We start from the raw sequence: 19,268 nt of genomic DNA, 5'->3' as shown, positions 1-19,268 counted from the left end.
TGTCCCGCACCTGTCGCGGCCGAGCTTCCTGTGCGCTCGAGTAGTTACATCGCACCGGGAATGATCAAGAGCGGGCTTCTGTCGGCAACGACTGCGAACTTTTTCGGGAATGGTTGCTGAAAGCCCTCTGTAATCTCGCCCGAATGGCATTCGCAGCCTTGCGGATCACATCAAGCATGCGTCCTGATGAACGGCCAGGAATTTGCGACCGCTGTGCAGTATGGCGCAGCCCTGATCGTGATCGACAACGCGCAATACGGCACCATCCGCATGCATCAGGAGCGCGACTATCCCGGGTGCGTCGTCGGCACGCAGCTCAAGAATCCCGATTTTGCGCTGTATGCCAAGGCGATCGGCGGTCATGGCGAACGTGTCGAGCGTACCGAGAAGTTTGCGCCGGCCTTCGAGCGCGCGCTCGCGTCCGGCAAGCCGTCGATCCTGCACTGCCTGATCGATCCGCGCGCGATCTCGGTGGCCAAGGATTTTGTATGAGTGGGGTCGGGTTCACTCACCTCGACGATGATTGGCCGCCGCCAAAATGGTCATGAACTGAATTGATAGGGCCGCCCCGCCCTTCACGGTCGATACTGCAGCGCTCGATGTCGAGTTGGGCTATAAGTGCGCCTCATTCCGTCAGAACGAATTTCAGGATCAGTCGCCTCGTCCACCTTGGCGAAACGATCGGGCAGAGGACGCAATGGTTCTCGCAGAATGGAAGCGTTACGCAACTAGCCTTGCGCCATAGCCTTGTCGGGGGAAAGGCCGGCAGGGGCTCTCCTTGAGATTCCAAAACTGCGAAAGAAGGCCTGAGCGCCGGCTGGCAAGCCAGGCTGCGGAAGAGAGATTCAGATCGCGCGGATAGCAGCAAGTGCTGCGAAGGATTTTCCTCGCGCGACGAATGCCCATTTTTCGTCGGCTAACCCACTGGTGCGATCCGCAGCTTTGATTGTTCTCAACCCGTGGCCCTCTCTTAATCAGCCGCTCTATCGGGAGTTTCAGATGCTTACGTCAAGGCGTTTCCATGCGCGATAGCGCGAGCGCCATGGCCAAGTGAATCTCAACAGCAGGCGTTGCTCAATCGGTCGTTTCAAGCTGCCCGTGAGGCCCTTTTTCACTTGGAAACACCAACCAACCTATTGAAATTACTGAAGCATGAATCGACCATTTTTCGCAAATGCGCGTTGAAATCGTTGAATAATCAAACAGATTTTGATTCCGCCATTCTGAGCTCGCTCAGCCCACTCATTTGGCGCTGAAATCAAGATCTTGCGCGCCGGTCGGCTATTCATTTGGAAGCCCACCATTTGGAAAGGCGTCGCTCGGCCGACGAACGACATCCAGTCCCAGCGCGCCCATCAAGAGATCTCATTTCCTGGACAGCTCTCGTTCCCGTCGTGGATTGCCGCAATGAAATCGCAACGAATTAGGCGAAACGATCGTGAACAGAACGCGACCGCCGGGGCCTCCGTTTCAAGAAAGTCAACAACTTAGAAGATACTCACTGCGTTCGGGACGCAGGGCAACCCCAGTGACCCTCCCGCAGAATCTCGTCAGCTGATCCGAGGTTTTGGATTTTTTGACTTGACGGCAGAGACTTATCAGCTGTTAATAGTCCGAACGATCGGACTAAGAAAATGAATGTCCTGCCACCTGCTTCACGTTGCGACCCTTGCGCCCTGATTGAACCGGCACGGGTTCACAGCCGCCTCTACTACGATCAGACCATTTTCGGGCAGGAGCTCGAACGCATCTGGTATCGGAGCTGGGTCTATGTCGGACATGTCAGCGAGGTGCCGAATCGGAACGACTATGTCACGAAGTCGATCGGGCCGCTGCCGGTGCTCCTGGTCCATGATCGAACCGGGCAGATCACACTGCTGCTGAACAAGTGTCCGCATCGCGGCAATCAGCTCTGCGCCTATCGCGAGGGCAATCGCAGCACCTTCACTTGTCCGTATCACGCCTGGACCTTCAGCAACACCGGCGAACTCGCCGGATTCGCCTATGCGGATGGTTACGAGGGCGTCGACAAGAGCAAGTTTTCGCTTGGCAGGGTCCCGCGGATTGGCATCTATCGCGGCTTCGTGTTCGGCTCGCTCGCAACCGACGGGCCCTCGTTGGACGAATATCTGGGCGGCGCCAAGGCTTCTATTGACCAGCTTCTCGATAACTCTCCCGAGGGTGAGCTGGAGCTGACGGCCGGCTTTCTGCAGCATCGCACCAAGGCGAATTGGAAATTCATGCTGGAGAACGAGACCGACGGATATCATCCCGGTTTCGTTCACAGCTCCGTCTTCCAGGTCACCGACAGCGCCATCGGCAAGCTCTATGGACCGCAATCGACCGCGCTAACGCGCGATTTCGGCAACGGCCATACCGAGTTCGATCTTAGGCCCGAATGGCGTCGCATCGGCAAGCCGCTCGCTTGGTTCGGTGCGACGGAGGACCGGTTGCCCGATTATGTGAAGGCGATGCGCGCAAGCTACGGGGCCGAACGGGCGCGCGAGATCATGATCGACGGCTCGCCGCACACCATGATCTTTCCGAATTTGTTCATAGCCGAAATCCAGATGTTTGTATTGCAGCCGATCGCCGTCGACGAGACGATCCAGCATGTCACCGCCCTGCAGTTCAAGGGAGCTCCGGATTTCAACCGACGTCTGCGACAGCAGACCATGGGCTCGGTCGGGCCGGCGGGTTTCCTGCTCGCCGATGACACCGAGATGTACGAGCGCAACCATCGTGGCGCGCTCATCAACGATCCGGAGTGGCTTACCTTGAGCCGCGGCCTGCATCGCGAACGTCATGACGAGAACGGATACCTCATCGGTCATTCAACCGACGAGGTGCCGCAGCGGGGCATCTGGCGGCACTACGCCAGGCTGATGGCGGCGTGAGGCTCTTGATGGACCAGCAGATGATCTTGACGGCTGCAAAGCCGAGCGGAAGCGGGACGACTATCTTGCTTGAGCGGATCGAGCAGTTCCTATTCATGGAAGCGCGACTGCAGGACACACACGCCTATGACGATTGGGAAGCGCTGTGGACGGATGATGCGATCTACTGGGTCCCGGCGAACGGCGCGACTGATCCCGAAACTCAGATGTCGATCATCTATGATAATCGCTCGCGCATCCGCGTGCGGATCAATCAGCTCAAGACAGGCCGGCATCATACGCAGACCCCGCGATCGGAGCTTGCTCGCATCGTATCCAACGTCGAGTTGATCCGGCAGGCCGGCGACGAGGTCGACGCCCACGCCAACGTCCTTATTTTCGAGGATAATCTGCGCGGCGAGACCTTGTGGGCGGCACGCAACGAATATCGCCTGCGCATGACGACGGATGGCTTCAAGTTGGTCCGCAAGAAGGTCTCGCTGGTCAACAACAGCAAGCCGATCTTCACGCTCTCTTTCCTCGTCTGAGGTTGACTGTCCATGACCGATCAAGTCGGCGCAGACCGTGCAGAAGACTGGATGGCCGCGGGGCCGGTCCTGCTGAGCTATGGCCAGCATGTCGCGACCCTGACGCTCAACCGACCCGAAGCCTCCAACGGCATGAATATCGCCCTGATGCGCGCCCTGCACGAAGCGGTGATGCTCTGTCACGCGGATCCGCGGGTTCGGGTGGTTCATCTGCGCGGCAACGGCCCGAACTTCTGTGCCGGCGGCGACGTTCGCGAATTTGCATCCAAGGGCGAGCAGCTCGGTGACTTCCTCCGCGAGGTCACCGCCTACCTGCAGATGGCGGTTGGGGCCTTGATCCGCCTGAACAGCATCGTCGTCACCGAGGTTCATGGATATGCTGCCGGTGGCGGCGGGCTTGGTCTTGTGTGCGCCTCCGACATCGTGATCGCCGGAAAGTCCGCGAAATTCCTCGCCGGCGCCACGCGCGTCGGCATGGCGCCGGACGGCGGGGCTTCGGTCATTCTGTCGCGGCTGGTCGGCTTCCGCCGCGCCGCAGATATCGTGATCTCGAACCGGGCGGTTGCGGCCGAGGAGGCGCTGTCGATCGGCCTGATCACACGTTTGTCGCAGGACGAGGAACTCGCCGCCGACGCGCGCGCGCTGGCGTTGAACTATGCGAAGGGCGCGCCAAAGGCGATGGCCGCGGCCAAGCGACTGCTCTGGACCGGCCTTGGCATTGGCGTCGAATCCTGCCTGCCGGAAGAGGCGCGAACGGTCGCGGAACTGTCGGCGACTGCGGACGCCCGCGAGGGGCTTGCCGCCGTGCTGGAAAAGCGCGCGCCGGTCTTCACCGGACGCTGAGCATGGCAAGCGCGATCCGCGCATTGGTGACCGGAGGCGCCAAGGGCATCGGCGCCGCGGTTTGCCGCCAGCTTGTACGCGACGGCATGATGGTCGCTTTCTGCGACCGCGACGAGCCGCGCGGCAAGGCCCTGGCGGACGAGATCCGCGCGGATTTCGCACCTATCGATGTCACGGACGATCGGGCGGTGGCTTCCTGGCTAGAGGCGGCGGGTCCCTTCGACGTGCTTGTGAACAATGCCGGCGTCGACCAGCACGCCTTCTTCACCGACACCAATCGCGCAGACTGGCGCCGACTGCTGGCCGTCAATCTCGAGGCCACCTTCGCCTTCACGCATGGTGTGCTGCCGCACATGCAAAAGCGCCGCTATGGCCGCATTATCAACATAGCCTCCGAGGCCGGCCGGCTCGGTTCCAAGGGAGGGGCAGTCTATGCCGCTGCGAAGGCGGGCGTGCTTGGCTTTACCAGGTCGATTGCGCGGGAGAACGCGCGATTCGGCGTGACCGCCAACGCCGTGCTGCCCGGCCCGATCTGCACGCCGATGGTCGAGAAGGCGATCGAGGAGTTTGGCGAGAAGGTGCGCGCCGATCTCGAAAATCTCACACTGCTCCGGCGTCTCGGCACGCCGGAAGAGGTGGCCGCAGTGGTCGGCTTTTTGGCTTCACCGGCCGCGTCCTTTGTCACCGGCGAGGCGATCGGTGTTTCCGGCGGCATGGGATGCGGCGTGGCTCTATGATTCCGATGGCTCCTGCGCCCGGGCTCTGCCTGGCACGCGGTCCATGATGAACTTGCCCAGCTCGATCAGTGATTCTCTGCTTTCCGGGAGGTCGCCGAACATCTGGAAATGATGGAACATGCCGCTCCAGACATGAACCCGCACATCGACGCCGGATCGCCGCGCGCGCTCTGCGAGAAGGAACGAATCGTCGAGCGTAATGTCGTCGTCACCTGCGTGAACCAGGATGGGCGGCAATCCCGACAAGTCCGCTTCCACCGGCGAGGCGCTGGATGCCCTGGTGCCTTGATCGCGGCCGAGATAGGCGCGCGCCATTCTGGCAAGCTGTTCAGGTCTCGAGAAGATGTCCACCGCCGCGCGGCTTTCGTAGCTTGCGCCGCGCATCGCAAGGTCGAGCCATGGTGAAATCAGCACGGCACAGGCCGGCATGGCGAGTCGCTGATCGCGGGCGCGAAGCGCGACCTGAATTGCAAGCGCTGCGTCCGCCGAGTCGCCTGCGATCGCAATGTGCGAAGCCGGCAGGCCCTGGTCGAGCAGCCAGCGATAGGCGGCAGAAGCATCCTCGATCGCCGTAGGGTATTTGTGCTCAGGCGCCAGGCGGTACTCGAACGCGAGGACGCGCGCTTCGGCGGCGTCGGCGAGACGCCGCATCAGGCCGAGGTGGGAGCGGATCGATCCGACCTGGAAGGCGCCGCCATGGCAGAACAGGATGGTTCGCCCGTTAGCATCGACTGATGGTTCAATCCAGGCAGCCCGCATGGTTCCGATGGCGACCGTCTCGAAATCACCTGGTTCGTCATCGGCAAACAACGTGTCGAAACTCGCGCGAACCTCGGCCAGCGAGGTCGCCCGGGACCACGAGGCGGTCGCCGCGGCAATGCGCCGTCTGATGCTGGCAAGCTCGCCCTCGGTATTGCGCACCATTTCGTCCCCGGTGTGTCTCGATCCAGAAGGCGGTGAGCGGGAGCATCAAGCGGATCAGAAGACCTTCGACTTGGCGTAGCCGTCGAGGAACAGGCTCACCGCGCGATCGGCGAGCTCGGTCGGCAGCACGCGCCCGTCCGGCCGGAACCAGGTGTAAGTCCAGTTGATCATGCCGAAGAACAGCATGGAATCGATATGGGCGCTCGAGGCGTCCTTGGCGCGGTCCGGGCGGATTTTCGCGAGAACATCGGTGACGATCTGGATGAGCTGGCGCTGCTTTTTGATCACCTCCTTGCGGACATTGGCCGGGAGAAATTCCAGGCAGGTCAGCATCACCGCGTGCTTGTCGCGCGAGACGGCATAGATCTCCATGAAGAAACGGATCAGCCGCCGAAAGCGCGCCACCTCGTCCTCGCGGGCGGCCAGGATATCGCTGCATCCGGCGAGCAGCTTGTCGACATGCTCGGTCAGCATGAAGACGAGGATTGCGTCCTTGGACTCGAAATAATGATAGAGCCGTGATTTCGAGCAGTTGCAGGCCGCGGCGATATCGCTGATCGAGGTGGCGGCATATCCGCGGTGCGCGAACAGCGAGGCGGCCTGCTTGACGATGGATTCCTGTATGTTGTCGTAGTCCGGCGAGCGCGGTCTCGTCACAAGCTGTCCTGCATGATCGTTCGAACGGTCGGACTATATAGACCCGCGCCCGACCCGAGGCAAATCGCGCCGTTCATGCCGATACCGCCGCCTCGCCCGCCTCTGCACGATGCAGCACGCGTGTCGCCTTGGCCTCGTAGCGGGGAAGGGTGCCCTCCGAAAAGCATTCGACGACCGCGTTGAAGCCGAGGCGGGCGCGGATTTCGCGGCGGACTTCGGTGACCAGATCGTCCGTGGGACGGTTGGCGCGCGCATCGGCTTCGATGGCGACGCACATCGAGCCAATTGTGGTCTTCTGCTTGTCGACATAGATCTGCCAGGCTTCCTTCACGGTCCCCGGCGTCGCGGCGACGATGTCCTCGATCTGCGAAGGGAACACGATCACGCCCTTCACCTTGATCATATCGTCGGTGCGGCCGATGATGCGGCCGATCTTGCGCATGCCGCGACGGCCAGATTTGCAGTCGAATGGATGCGCTGAGAGGCGGACGAGGTCCCGCGTTCGCCAGCGCACCACGGGCGAAGCCTCGCGCGCCAGCGTCGTGATGACGATCTCGCCGACCTCGCCCGGCGCGACCGGCTTCAGGGTCGTCGGGTCGAGAATCTCGGTGATGATGGTGTCCTCGTTGACGAGCTGCAGCTCATCATCGGCATGGGTGAACGGGGTCGAGATCGCCAGCACCGGGCCGCCGGCTTCGGTCGTGCCGTAGATGTTATGGCTGACAAAGCCGTCCGGCATCTCCGCCTCGAGCTGGTTGCGGAATTCAGTCGAAACCGACTGGCCGCCAAGAATGGCGAGCTTGATCGACCACTCCTTCCTCGGATCGATCCCGACCTGCTTGGCAATCGTGATCAGCGACATCAGCCAGAGCGGCGACATCGAAGCGACGTCATAGCTGTGGTCGCGCAGCCATTTCACCACGAGTTCGCCGCGGCCGGGCCCGATCGGAAAGCTCGTGCAGTCGAGCGCGGCGAACCCGACGTCGAGCGCGGGTCCGCCGATCCACAGCCCATAGCCGTAGCCCTGGTAGGCGCGCTGGCCGCGCTGCACGCCGGCAGCCGACAGGATGCGGGCCATCTGGTAGCGCAGCAGCCGGCCGTAATCGTTCTCGGTCATGCCGAACAGGACCGGCAGCCCGGTGGTGCCGGACGTCGCCATGAAACGTCGCACGGAAGGCATCGCGGCGGTGAGAAAGGGAAACGGATAGCGCCCGTGCAGCGCGCTCTTGTCGAGGAATGGGGCGTGCGCCAGCCCATCCGCGGCTGCGAGATCCGACGGCTTCATTCCGGCCGCGGCGAAATGCGTCATCCAGTCGGGCTGTCCCTCGAGCCGGCCAGCCAGCTCGGCCAGCCTTTGGCGCTGCAGCGTCTGGATCGCCGGATAGTCGAGGCTTTCGATGTCAGCGTGAATCATGTCGGTTCCTCCCGCGCAGGCGCGCCGACGGCCGGTCGCGGCCCTCGGAACGCTTCGCATTTTCATTTTTCATCTTTCTTAGACCGAACGTTTGGTCTAAGTAAAGGGGCAAGCTCGTTCGCAGGGGTCCCGATGAAGGGGCGTCGGCGAGCGAGGTGTCGTTCACGCCGGCGGAAGCGGCCGGCACAGAAAAACAGTGGGGTGGAGGAGGATTCATGAAGAAATTGCTGATCGTCGCAGGCGCCGTCGTGGCGCTGGTCACCGCGGCCCGCGCGGAAGTCAGGATCGGCGTGATCGTCTCGGCCACCGGGCCGGCGGCGTCCGTCGGCGTCACCCAGCAGCGCACCGTGCCGATCCTCCCGCAGAAGCTCGGCGGGCAGGACGTCCGCTACATCCTGCTCGGTGATGCATCCGACACATCGACCACGGTGACCAACGCACGCAAGCTGATCACGGAGGAAAAGGTCGACGCCATTGTCGGCCCGAGCCTCACGCCCAATTCCCTGGCGCTGCTCGATGTCGTCGCCGAGAGCAAGACGCCGATGATCAGCCTCGCCGGCTCGGCGCTGATCGTCGATCCTCCGGTCGACAAGCGGCGCTGGGTGTTCAAGACTCCGCAGAGCGATGCGCAGATGGCGTCGATCGTGCTCGCGCACATGAAGCGCAAGGACATCAAGAGCGTCGGCCTGATCGGATTCAGCGACGCATATGGCGAAGGCTGGATCAAGGTGATGACGGGCCTGCTTGAAGGCGCCGCCATCAAGGTCGTGGCGTCCGAGCGCTATCAGCGCACCGACACGAGCGTGCTCGGCCAGATCCTCAAGATCACTTCGCAAACCCCCGATGCGGTCTTCATTGCGGCATCCGGCACGCCCGCGGCGCTTCCGCAGACCACGTTGGTCGAGCGCGGCTACAAGGGGCTCGTCTATCAGACCCACGGGGTCGCCAACAACGACTTCCTCCGTGTCGGCGGCAAGGCGCTGGAGGGCATCTTCGTGCCGGCTGGTCCGGTGCTGGTCGCCGAGCAGTTGCCCGACAGCCATCCGGCGAAGGCGGCCGGACTCGATTTCATCAAGCGCTATGAAGCGATTCCGGGCGCGGGCGCGCGTTCGACCTTCGCCGCCTATCTCTGGGATGCGCAGCTCATCCTCAACAAGGCGATCGCTGTCGCTTCCGATATCGCCAAGCCCGGCACGGAGGAGTTTCGCGTGGCGCTGCGCGACGCCATCGAGAACGTCAAGGACGTCGCCGGTCCGAACGGCGTCTACAATATGTCGCCGAAGGATCATCTCGGGCTCGACGAGCGCTCGCGCGTGATGACGCAGATCGTGGGTGGCGAATGGCGCCTGGTGCAATGATGTGGCTTGCGAGACCGACGTGCCTAGCACGCCTCCGAGAATCGGATGAGGCGGCATGAACACGGATGTTGCCTTGATCCTGCTGCAGGATGGACTGGTCAGCGGTGCGATCTACATTCTGCTGGCGACCGCGCTGGTGCTGGTGTTCTCGGTCACCCGCGTGGTCTTTGTGCCGCAGGGCGATCTGGTCGCGTTCACGGCGCTCACCTTGTCCGCCTTCGAGGCCGGTCAGCGGCCCGGCACGGTATGGATCGTGACCTTCGCCGCCGCGATCGCACTGGTGCTTGAAATGCTCGAGGCCGCGCGGCAGCGGGATCGCGCCCGCGCGGTACGCTCGGCGCTGCGCTTTGGCCTCGTTCCGGCCGTCGTTGTGCTAATCGCGCTGTTTCTGGTGCCGAAGACCGCGCCGCTGGTCTGGAAGATGGCGGTGAGCGCGGGCCTGATCACCTGCCTCGGGCCGCTGATCTACCGGATCGTGTTCCAGCCGATGGCGGCGGCCTCCCCACTGGTGCTGCTAATCGCCGCGATCGCGACGCATCTCGGGTTGAACAGCATCGGGCTGCATGTTTTCGGCCCTGAGGGCGTGCGCACGGAAGGCTTTTCCGGCGCGCCGCTCGCTCTGTTCGGCATGATCGTGACGCCGCAGGCGGCCGGCGTGCTCGCGAGCAGCGTCGTGGTCGTCGCCGCGCTCTATCTCTTCTTCCGCTTCTCGCTGCGCGGCCGCGCGCTGCTCGCCGCGGCCCATAACCGTCGGGGCGCGGAGATCGTCGGTATCAGCACGGTCGCGGTTGGCCGGACCGTGTTCGTGCTGGCCGGCCTTGCCGCCGCCATCTCCGGCCTTCTGATCGGGCCAACGACGACGCTCTATTATGACTCCGGTTTCATCCTCGGCCTGAAAGGCTTTGTCGGCGCGATCGTCGGCGGCATGGCTGTCTATCCGCTCGCCGCCGCCGGCGCGCTGCTGGTCGGCACGGTCGAAGCCTTCGCCTCGTTCTGGGCGAGTGCATACCGCGACGTCATCGTCTTCCTCCTCATCATTCCCGTGCTGTTCTGGTGCTCGGTCTCGGCGCTTGCGCCGGAGGAAGGCCTCGAATGACCCGCGCCTTGATCCGTTTCGCGCCCCTGATCGCGCTGGCGCTGGCTGCCCTATCGCCGCTGCTCTTGCCGACCTATCAGGTCGCGGTCATCACCTATGTGATGATCGCGGCCGTCGCCTGTCTTGGCCTTGTGCTGATGACCGGCATCGCCGGCATGGTCTCGTTCGGTCATGCCGCCTTTGTCGGGCTCGGCGCCTATGTGTCGGGATATCTGTCCTCGCAGCTCGGATGGCCGGCCTGGATCGGGCTTGCCGGCGCCGTGGTCGTCGCGGCCTTTGCCGCCGGATTGATCGGCGCCATCACCGTGCGCATGAGCGGACATTATCTCGCGCTGGCGACGCTGTGCTTCGGCATCAGCTTCTATTTCCTGGTCGGCAATTCCGAGATGCTCGGGCGCTTCAATGGCCTGACCGGGATTGCACCCGTCAGCGTCGCGGGCTTCGAGCTGCGCGGCGAGCGGCAGACCTATTATCTCGTGCTCGCGATGCTGGCGCTGGTGATCGCCTGGTGCCGCCAACTTCTCTCGTCGCGGACCGGGCGCGTTCTGCGCTCGCTGCGGACAGGGCCCGTGATCGCCGAGACCTTCGGCGCTAATGCCCAACACTATCGCCTGATGGCCTTCGTTCTCGCCGCGGTCATCGGCGCCATCGCGGGCTGGCTCTACGCCCATGTGCAGCGCTTCCTCAGCCCCACGCCGTTCGGCCTGACCGCCAGCATCGACTATCTCTTCATGACCGTGATCGGCGGCAGCGGGCAACTATGGGGTGCGCTACTCGGAGCCGGGCTCGTGACGATGATCAAGCACGAGTTCCAGGATCTCCTCAAATTCGTGTTCGGCCCCACCACGCGGCTCGAGCTGCTGGTATTCGCGGCGATCATGATCGTCGTGCTGCAGAAGGCCCGCAAAGGCCTCTGGCCGTTCTTGGAGCAGAGATTCGCGCCGCATCTCGCTCCCGTGGCGGACATCGAGCCGGCTGTGCTGCCGCGCCGCCGCGCCAAGCCCGAACATGGCTTGACCGTGATCTCGGCAAGCCACCTGCGGCGAAGCTTCGGCGGCCTCGTCGCCGTCGACGACATCAGTTTCGACGTCAAGAGCGGCGAGATCCTCGGCGTCCTCGGCCCGAACGGCGCCGGCAAGTCCACGCTGTTCAACCTGATCAGCGGCGCTCTCTCGCGCAGCAAAGGAGAGCTCAGCTTTCTCGGCAGCCCGCTGTCGAAAGTGAGCGCGCGCGACATGTGCCGGCGCGGCCTGTCGCGAACCTTCCAGCATGCCGTGCTAGTGCAGGATATGACGGTGCTGGAGAACGTCGCGATCGGCGCGACCCATCTCGGCCGTTGCGGTCTCTTCGCCAGCTCGCTTCGGCTCGATCGCGCCGAGGAGCGGCAATTGCTCGGATGGTCGATGCATCTGCTCGATCGCGTCGGGCTCGCGGACAAGGCGTTCGAGCTCGGGGGCAATTTGTCGCTCGGCCATCAGCGCCTGGTAGAGATTGCCCGCGCACTGGCGGCCGATCCGGTGCTGCTCCTGCTCGACGAGCCCGCCGCCGGGCTGCGGGCCAACGAAAAGGCCGTGCTGGCGGAGCTTCTGGCCGAGCTGCGGGCCGAAGGCCTCGCAATCGTGCTGGTCGAGCACGACATGGATTTCGTGTTCAGTCTCGCCGATCGCCTGATGGTGATGAATTTCGGTCGCCGCATCGCCCTCGGCCGGCCCGAGGAGGTGCGTGCCGACACCGGCGTGCAGGAAGCCTATCTCGGAGTGGCGGCATGACGGCGCTTCTCAAGATCGAGCGCTTCTCGGTCCGCTATGGCCGGCTGCTCGCGGTGAACGATGTCTCGCTGGAAGCCTGCGCCGGCGAGGTGACGACGGTGATCGGTCCCAACGGTGCCGGCAAGACCTCGCTCGTGAATGCGATCATGGGTCTCGTTCCCTTCGAAGGCGGCCTTGCCTTTCCGGTCTGGCCGGAGGCATCGCGTTCGATCGAGGCGCGGATCAGGGCTCGTGTCTCCCTGGTGCCGGAGACGCGCGACCTGTTCGGGCCGATGAGCGTGCTCGACAATCTCAGGCTAGGCGCCTTTGCGCTGCGCCGGGAGGCCGGGTTCGACATGGCATCACGGCTGGCCGAGGTCTTTGCGCTGTTTCCGCGCCTCGCCGAGCGGCGCGACCAGCGCGCCGACACGTTGAGCGGCGGCGAGCGGCAGATGCTGGCGCTCGGCCGCGCGCTGATGCTGCGCCCGTCGTTCCTGATGCTCGACGAGCCCAGCCTCGGTCTTGCGCCGATGATCGTCGCCGAGATGTTCCGCATCATCCAGCGTCTGAGGGAGGACGGCGTCTCGATTCTCCTGATCGAGCAGAACGCACGCGCCGCGCTGCGCATCTCCGATCGCGCCTATGTGCTGGAGAACGGTGCTGTCCATCTCACGGGCAAGGCCAGCGAGATCGCGGCCGATCGTCGTATCATCGACGCCTATCTCGGCGGCTCGATGGCGAGCGCCGTTGATGGCCGCCAACGCCAGTTGGGGAGGCGATGATGAAGCGCAACACCATGCAGGCCATCGCCTGCCTCGGCGCCCGCTTCGGCGATCAGCTCTCGACCGCCGATGCGGTCCGTCGCCATCACGCCACCGGTGTCACGGCGCATCGGACCGAGCCTCCAGATGCGGTGCTGTTTGCGCGCGCGACCGCTGATGTCGTCGATGCGGTGCGGATCTGTCATGAGCATCGCTGCGCGATCGTGCCATTCGGCACCGGAACCTCGACCGAGGGACAGATCAGCGCGGAGCAAGGCGGTCTCACCATCGATCTCTCCGGCATGAACCGCATCCTGCGGGTCTCGCTAGATGATTTCGACTGCACGGTGGAGGCGGGCGTGACGCGCAAGACGCTCAACGCCTCGCTGCGCGATACCGGCCTGTTCTTCCCGGTCGATCCGGGAGCCGATGCGTCGATCGGCGGCATGGCGTCGACGCGGGCGTCCGGGACCAATGCCGTACGCTACGGAACGATGCGGGACGTCGTGATGTCGCTTTCGGTGGTGCTCGCCGACGGCCAGGTGATCGAGACGGGAACGCGGGCGCGGAAATCCTCCGCCGGCTACGACCTGACGCGCCTCTTCGTTGGTGCCGAGGGCACGCTCGGCATCATCACCGAGGTGACGCTGCGGCTCGCACCCATTCCGCAGCGCATCGCCGCGGCGGTCTGTGCGTTTCCGACCGTTCGCGCCGCGGTATCGACCGTGGTGGCGGCCCTGCAGAGCGCGATCCCGCTGGCGCGCGCCGAGCTGCTGGATGGGCTGCAGGTCGAAGCCTGCAACCGCTACTCAAAGCTGGACCTCGCCGTTCGCCCGACCCTGTTCCTTGAATTTCACGGCACAGATCGCGTCGTCGACGAACAGGTCGAACTGATGGCCGAGATCGCGAAAGAGCACGGCGGCGGTGACTTCCGCTGGGCCACCGCGACGGAGGAGCGCAACCGGCTCTGGCAGGCGCGGCATGATATCTGGTGGGCGGCGCTGGCGTTGCGTCCGGGCTCGCAGGGAGTCCCGACCGATATTTGCGTGCCGATTTCGGCGCTGCCGGACGTGGTTGCCAGGACGCAGGAGGATGTCGCCGAGCTTGGCCTGATCGCCCCAATGTGCGGCCATGTCGGCGACGGCAATTTCCACCTTTGCATCCTGGTTGAGCCCGATAATCAGGGAGAGCAGGCGCGCGTCGCCGAGCTGAACGGGCGCATGGTCGCGCGCGCCCACGCGGTCGGCGGTACCTGCACCGGCGAGCATGGCATCGGCACCGGCAAGATCCGCTATCTCGCCGCCGAGCGCGGCGAAGCGATGATGGCGCTTGCCGCGGTAAAGCGCGCGATCGATCCGCGTAACATCATGAACCCCGGCAAGATCCTGGATACCGAGGCTTACCGTCCCTACCAGTAAACGGCGTGACGCGCGGGAGCCCCCGCGCCAACAACGAACAGAGCAGTTTGTCATGACTCTTCTTGAACCCGGCCAGCCCAGCGTCGATCTCGACTATCGACTCGAAAATGCCGTCACGAGGCCCGAGGGGCGCGTCTTTGCGTCGGGCACGCAGGCGCTGGTGCGGATGATGATCATTCAGCGCCTTGCCGATCGCCGCGACAACATCCGCTCGGCAGGCTTCATCAGCGGCTATCGGGGCTCGCCGCTGGCGGGGGTCGACACCGAATTGTGGCGCGTCAAAGCGGCGCTCGCTCAGCACGAGATCAGGTTCCTGCCGGCAGTGAACGAGGACCTCGCCGCGACCGCGGTCGCCGGCACGCAGCGCGTTGGCGGCGACCCCCAGCGCACGGTCGATGGCGTGTTTGCGCTCTGGTACGGCAAGGGGCCGGGCGTCGATCGCGCCGGCGATGCCATCCGGCACGGCCATGCGGCAGGCGCCTCGAACAAGGGCGGCGTGCTGCTCGTGGTCGGCGACGATCACGCCGCGACGTCGTCCAGCATTCCGAATGCCAGCGACAATTCGCTGATGGGATGGAGCATGCCGATCATCCATCCCGCGAGCGTGGACGAATATGTGCCGTTCGGCCTGTGGGGCTGGGCCGCCTCGCGCTTCTCCGGCGCCTGGGTCGCGTTCAAGGCGATCTCCGAGACGGTCGAGAGCAGCCGCAGCTTTACGGCCGAAGCCTTGCCGCACTTTACCGTCCCGGCGCGCGAGAATCTGGCGCGCGACGACCTGGGCTACGACACGCGCGACTTCCTCACGCCCGCGATCGAGCTTCGCATGATGCGACGGCTTGAGGCGATTTCGATCTTCGCGCGCGCCAACCCGCTCGACCGGCTTCTGATCGGCGCGCCGCGTGCCGACATCGGCATCGTCGCTGTCGGCAAGTCTGCGCTCGATCTGATGGAAGCCTTGTCGCGCGCAGGCCTCTCGCCGCAGCGCTTGGCTGAAGGCGGCGCGCGCATCTGGAAGCCCGGGCTTGTCTTCCCGCTCGATCGCGAGGGCTTTGAGACGTTTTCCGCCGGGCTGAAGCACATTCTAGTCGTCGAGGAGAAGACCAGCCTCGTCGAAGGCCAGATCAAGGAGATCCTGTTCAATCGTCCGGCGGATGTCAGGCCAAGTGTCGCCGGCCGCCACGATCTCGACGGCGCGCCGCTGATTTCCGCGCTCGGCCAGCATCGGCCGTCATCGCTGCTGGTGCCCTTGTCAAAATGGCTGGCAACGGTTCGTCCCGACCTTGCGCTGGCGGATGCCGCGGCCTTGTTCGAAAAGCCGCCGGCGCTCAGCAACGCGGCCGACGGCATGCGCCGCCTGCCCTATTTCTGCTCGGGGTGCCCGCACAATTCCTCGACCAGAGTGCCCGACGGCAGCGTCGCGCTGGCCGGGGTCGGCTGCCACTACATGGCGAGCTGGATGGACCGGCAGACCTCCGGTCTTACCCAGATGGGCGCCGAGGGCGTCGACTGGGTCGGGCAGTCCGGATTCACTGCGACGCCGCACCTGTTCCAGAACATGGGCGAGGGAACCTATTTTCATTCCGGCTATCTTGCGATCCGGCAATCGATCGCGGCCGGCAACAACGTCACCTACAAGATTCTCTTCAACGACGCGGTGGCGATGACCGGCGGCCAGCCGGTCGATGGCCAGCTCACTGTGCCGCAGATCGCACGCCAGATGCTGAGCGAGGGCGCCAGGAAGGTGGTGGTGGCGACCGACGACGTCGGTCGCTACGCGACAGTCGCACTGGAGCCGGGCGTCACCGTGCATGACCGCCACGAGCTCGACGGGATCCAGCGCGAGCTGCGCACCATCAAGGGCGTCACCGTCCTGATCTACGATCAGACCTGCGCGGCGGAGAAGCGCCGCCGCCGCAAGAAGGGAACCTATCCCGATCCCGACAAGCGCATGTTCATCAACAGCGCAGTCTGCGAAGGCTGCGGCGATTGCGGCCAGGCGTCCAACTGCCTGTCCATCGTCCCGCTCCCGACCGAGCTCGGCCTGAAGCGGGCGATCGACCAGACCTCCTGCAATAAAGATTTTTCCTGCGTCGACGGCTTTTGCCCGAGCTTTGTCTCCGTGAGCGGCGGCAGGCTGCGCAAGCCGCAAACCTCCGGCACGGACTGGATCGCACGCGCCGAGCAGCTCGCGAAGCCGGAGCTCGCAATCCCTTCGGATCGTCCGCACAACCTGCTCATCGCGGGCGTCGGCGGCAGCGGCATCATCACGGTCGGTGCGATCGTCGCGATGGCGGCGCATCTCGATCGTCTCGCGGTCGCCGAGCTCGACTTCACGGCGCTGGCCCAGAAAGGCGGATCAGTGATGTGCCATCTGCGGCTCGGCCGTGCCGGGACGGAAATCAACCAGCCTCGCATCGATTGGGGTGAAGCCGATGCGGTGATCATGGGCGATCTCATCGTCGGCTGCCTGCCGGACAGCCTCGGCACCATCCGCCACAGCACGACGCGGGTACTTGCCAATACGCATATCGGCTCGACGGCGGAATTCACCCGCAATCCGGATTTCGAGTCCCGCGCGGATGAGCTGTTGCAGAAGGTGCGCCATGCCGCCACGAGCGAGATGCTGACCGGCTTCGACGCGCATGCGCGCGTGCAGGAGGAGTTCGGCGACACCACCGGCGTCAACATGTTCCTGATCGGACATGCCTGGCAGCAGGCACTGATCCCGGTCAGCGAGGCGGCGCTGTCGCAGGCGATCGCGCTCAATGGCGTTGCGATCGACGCCAACCGGCGTGCGTTCGCATTCGGCCGCGTCATTGCCGCCGGCGGGGTGCGGTCGGCGCCGACCGTGGTCGTGCCGGCGCAGGCGGAAGATTGGCGGGCGCTGCTCGAACGGCGTGCGTCGCAATTGGGCGATTATCAGAATGCGCCCTATGCAGCGTCATACCGAGCCCTTGTCGAGCGATGCGCCGCGGCCGAGCAGCGGCTCGGCCTCGGCGCCGGCCTGCCGCTCACGCGCGCGGTCGCGGACAACCTGTTCAAGCTGATGGCCTACAAGGACGAATACGAGGTCGCCCGGCTTTACCGGTCGCCGGAATTCGCGGCCGCGCTGAAGCACCAGTTCGAGGGCGACGTCGCCCTGCGCTTCCATCTTGCGCCGCCCTTCATTGCAAAGCCCGGCCCGAACGGCGCCGCGCCGCGCAAGCTCAGTTTCGGCCCGTGGATGATGCATCTGTTTGCGCTGCTGGCTTCGCTGAAATTCCTACGCGGCACGCCGTTCGATCTCTTCGGCTACACCGAGGAGCGCAAGGCCGAACGCCGTCTGATCGGCGACTATCGCGCGCTGGTCGAACGGCTGCTGGCCGGCTTGTCAACGGCGACGCTCGATACGGCGGTGCGTCTGGCGGCCCTTCCCGAAAAGATCAGGGGGTTTGGCCATGTCAAGGCCAGGAGCCTCGCCGCCGTCGAGCGGGAGCAGCAGCATCTGCTCGCGCAGTTCGATGCGATCCGTGCGCCGCTCTCCGGGCAGAGCAGAGGAGCGGCGTAGCAAGGTCATGCTGACGGTCGTACGATGTCTCTACAGGCCCGGCGGCGCGGAGGAGCGGCTGCATATCCGCGACGTCCATGTCGAATATATGATCGCCAATCGCCGCGTTGTCGAACAGGGCGGCGCGCTGGTGTCGCCGGACGGCGCGGTTGAAGGCATGTTCCTGATGCTGCGGCACGACAGCCCGGCGGACGTCGAGGCCTTCCTCGCAGACGAGCCCTACACGCGCGCAGGCCTGTTTGCGACCACCACGATCGAATTTTTCGATCGCTTCGTGCCGCATGCCGATCCGCATTTCCTCGAGAAGCTGCTGTTGGCCGCACGGGAATGGATCGCCGCGAATCGGGGAAAGGCCGGAGCGAAGGCATGATGCAGCCGAACGCGTCTGGCCGCGAATTGACAGCTCGATTCCGCCTGCTCCAATCCCTCATCACGCGGCGCGAAAGCGCATGGGCTGAAACCGTGGGCGCGGGTGGTCGCGACGGCGAATATGGGCGACTCGCCGACCCTGATGCTTAACGCGCCGGTGCCGGCTACGTGCAAGGTGCTGGTTAAGGCGGGGCTGACTATCGACGACATCGACCTGTTCGAGATCAACGAGGCGTTCGCTGTGGTTCCTGAGAAGTACATTCGCGACCTCAACCCCGACCGCGACAAGGTGAATGTGAATGGCGGCGCGATAGCTCTGGGCCATCCGATCGGTGCGACTGGCTCGATCCTGATCGGCACACTGCTTGACGAGATGGAGCGGCGCGACCGCCAGCGCGGCCTCGTGACCATGTGTGCCGCCGGCGGCATGGCACCGGCGATCATCATCGAGCGGGTATAGGCCGCCTATGTCGATCTGCCAACCACGACGAACTTTACAGTTGGATTTCTCATTGTAAGCCATTGATCTCTAATGATCGGATTTTGGTTCAGTTGGAAAAATTCTCGTTTAAAATCAATGATCGTATCGTGTCTCTTAATCAGCGGGTCCCAGGTTCGAGCCCTGGTGCGCCCACCAAGCAATATCAATTGCTTAAAGCGATTCCGTATCGGAACGGACCTTTTTAGTTGGGAATCTCGCTACGATTGTTTGCGATTTCGCCGACCAATCTACGATTTGTTGCGATCAGTTGGACGCTTGATGGGTGCGGTGACAATAGGTCGCTGACGCCCAACGTCAGCTTTTCGAATTCGAAAGCGCCACGCTGGTCCACAAATTTGCCGGCGTTCTCGCCAGCGATGCGGAAGGCTAGCAGCCCGAGCTCGACCGTCATCAGTCCCGTCCCGATCAGCGCGATGACCTGAGCGGCAAACAGATGACGGTAGGTGCGTCGGCGAGGACGGACAGCATTG

General features: G+C 64.1%; 14 protein-coding genes and 3 pseudogenes. 13 read left to right on the top strand and 4 right to left on the bottom strand.

Annotated elements, in window-relative coordinates; genetic code table 11:
- Positions 1 to 177: 177 nt before the first annotated feature.
- From RAD15_RS05475 to RAD15_RS05455, 5 genes and pseudogenes are all read left to right on the top strand, one after another.
- A pseudogene (locus RAD15_RS05475) lies at positions 178 to 492 on the top strand (thiamine pyrophosphate-dependent enzyme); the annotation flags it as partial.
- A 1,142-nt stretch (positions 493 to 1,634) separates the two neighbouring features.
- Complete coding sequence (locus RAD15_RS05470) at positions 1,635 to 2,897, top strand: aromatic ring-hydroxylating oxygenase subunit alpha (protein WP_458175192.1); 1,263 nt, start codon at positions 1,635 to 1,637, stop codon at positions 2,895 to 2,897.
- Positions 2,898 to 2,905: 8 nt separating this feature from the next.
- On the top strand, positions 2,906 to 3,424 hold the full coding sequence (locus RAD15_RS05465; protein WP_458175190.1) for an aromatic-ring-hydroxylating dioxygenase subunit beta: 519 nt from the start codon (positions 2,906 to 2,908) through the stop codon (positions 3,422 to 3,424).
- 12 nt (positions 3,425 to 3,436) lie between these two features.
- A complete protein-coding gene (locus tag RAD15_RS05460; protein ID WP_458175188.1) occupies positions 3,437 to 4,267 on the top strand; it encodes an enoyl-CoA hydratase/isomerase family protein in 831 nt (276 codons plus the stop codon).
- 2 nt (positions 4,268 to 4,269) lie between these two features.
- A complete protein-coding gene (locus RAD15_RS05455) occupies positions 4,270 to 5,004 on the top strand; it encodes an SDR family NAD(P)-dependent oxidoreductase (RefSeq protein ID WP_458175186.1) in 735 nt (244 codons plus the stop codon).
- On the opposite strand, the gene RAD15_RS05450 is transcribed toward RAD15_RS05455, so the two are convergent.
- The 3 genes from RAD15_RS05450 to RAD15_RS05440 form a co-directional block, all read right to left on the bottom strand.
- Complete coding sequence (locus RAD15_RS05450) at positions 4,999 to 5,928, bottom strand: alpha/beta hydrolase (protein WP_458175184.1); 930 nt, start codon at positions 5,926 to 5,928, stop codon at positions 4,999 to 5,001. The two genes, RAD15_RS05455 and RAD15_RS05450, sit on opposite strands and share 6 nt — an antisense overlap.
- Positions 5,929 to 5,982: 54 nt before the next feature.
- Entirely contained in the window at positions 5,983 to 6,585 is a 603-nt protein-coding gene (locus RAD15_RS05445) for a TetR/AcrR family transcriptional regulator (RefSeq protein ID WP_458175182.1), read from the bottom strand.
- Positions 6,586 to 6,658: 73 nt separating this feature from the next.
- Positions 6,659 to 7,999: a phenylacetate--CoA ligase family protein gene (locus RAD15_RS05440; protein ID WP_458175180.1), complete on the bottom strand. Its 1,341-nt coding sequence runs from the start codon at positions 7,997 to 7,999 to the stop codon at positions 6,659 to 6,661.
- Between the two features lie 215 nt (positions 8,000 to 8,214).
- Between RAD15_RS05440 and RAD15_RS05435 the strand changes: the two genes are divergently transcribed.
- The 8 genes and pseudogenes from RAD15_RS05435 to RAD15_RS05400 form a co-directional block, all read left to right on the top strand.
- Entirely contained in the window at positions 8,215 to 9,357 is a 1,143-nt protein-coding gene (locus RAD15_RS05435; protein WP_458175178.1) for an ABC transporter substrate-binding protein, read from the top strand.
- A 55-nt stretch (positions 9,358 to 9,412) separates the two neighbouring features.
- On the top strand, positions 9,413 to 10,453 hold the full coding sequence (locus tag RAD15_RS05430; RefSeq protein ID WP_458175176.1) for a branched-chain amino acid ABC transporter permease: 1,041 nt from the start codon (positions 9,413 to 9,415) through the stop codon (positions 10,451 to 10,453).
- Positions 10,450 to 12,222 carry a branched-chain amino acid ABC transporter ATP-binding protein/permease gene (locus RAD15_RS05425; protein ID WP_458175174.1) on the top strand — a complete coding sequence of 591 codons (1,773 nt, stop codon included), beginning with the start codon at positions 10,450 to 10,452 and terminating at the stop codon, positions 12,220 to 12,222. The genes RAD15_RS05430 and RAD15_RS05425 overlap by 4 nt, the downstream gene beginning before the upstream one ends.
- The gene (locus RAD15_RS05420) at positions 12,219 to 12,983 is read left to right on the top strand and encodes an ABC transporter ATP-binding protein (protein WP_458175172.1); all 765 of its coding nucleotides are present in this window, start codon (positions 12,219 to 12,221) and stop codon (positions 12,981 to 12,983) included. Before RAD15_RS05425 ends, RAD15_RS05420 begins: the two co-directional genes overlap by 4 nt.
- Entirely contained in the window at positions 12,983 to 14,380 is a 1,398-nt protein-coding gene (locus tag RAD15_RS05415; protein WP_458175170.1) for an FAD-binding oxidoreductase, read from the top strand. Before RAD15_RS05420 ends, RAD15_RS05415 begins: the two co-directional genes overlap by 1 nt.
- 52 nt (positions 14,381 to 14,432) lie before the next feature.
- Complete coding sequence (locus RAD15_RS05410) at positions 14,433 to 17,927, top strand: indolepyruvate ferredoxin oxidoreductase family protein (RefSeq protein WP_458175168.1); 3,495 nt, start codon at positions 14,433 to 14,435, stop codon at positions 17,925 to 17,927.
- A gap of 7 nt (positions 17,928 to 17,934) precedes the next feature.
- Positions 17,935 to 18,297 carry a YciI family protein gene (locus RAD15_RS05405; protein ID WP_458175166.1) on the top strand — a complete coding sequence of 121 codons (363 nt, stop codon included), beginning with the start codon at positions 17,935 to 17,937 and terminating at the stop codon, positions 18,295 to 18,297.
- A gap of 69 nt (positions 18,298 to 18,366) precedes the next feature.
- A pseudogene (locus tag RAD15_RS05400) lies at positions 18,367 to 18,756 on the top strand (acetyl-CoA C-acyltransferase); the annotation flags it as partial.
- Between the two features lie 379 nt (positions 18,757 to 19,135).
- Here the strand turns inward: RAD15_RS05400 and RAD15_RS05395 are convergent.
- A pseudogene (locus RAD15_RS05395) lies at positions 19,136 to 19,266 on the bottom strand (MFS transporter); the annotation flags it as partial.
- Positions 19,267 to 19,268: the final 2 nt, after the last annotated feature.

This window comes from Bradyrhizobium sp. 14AA, assembly GCF_054185205.1.
This window is presented reverse-complemented; position numbering and strand designations above follow the sequence as displayed.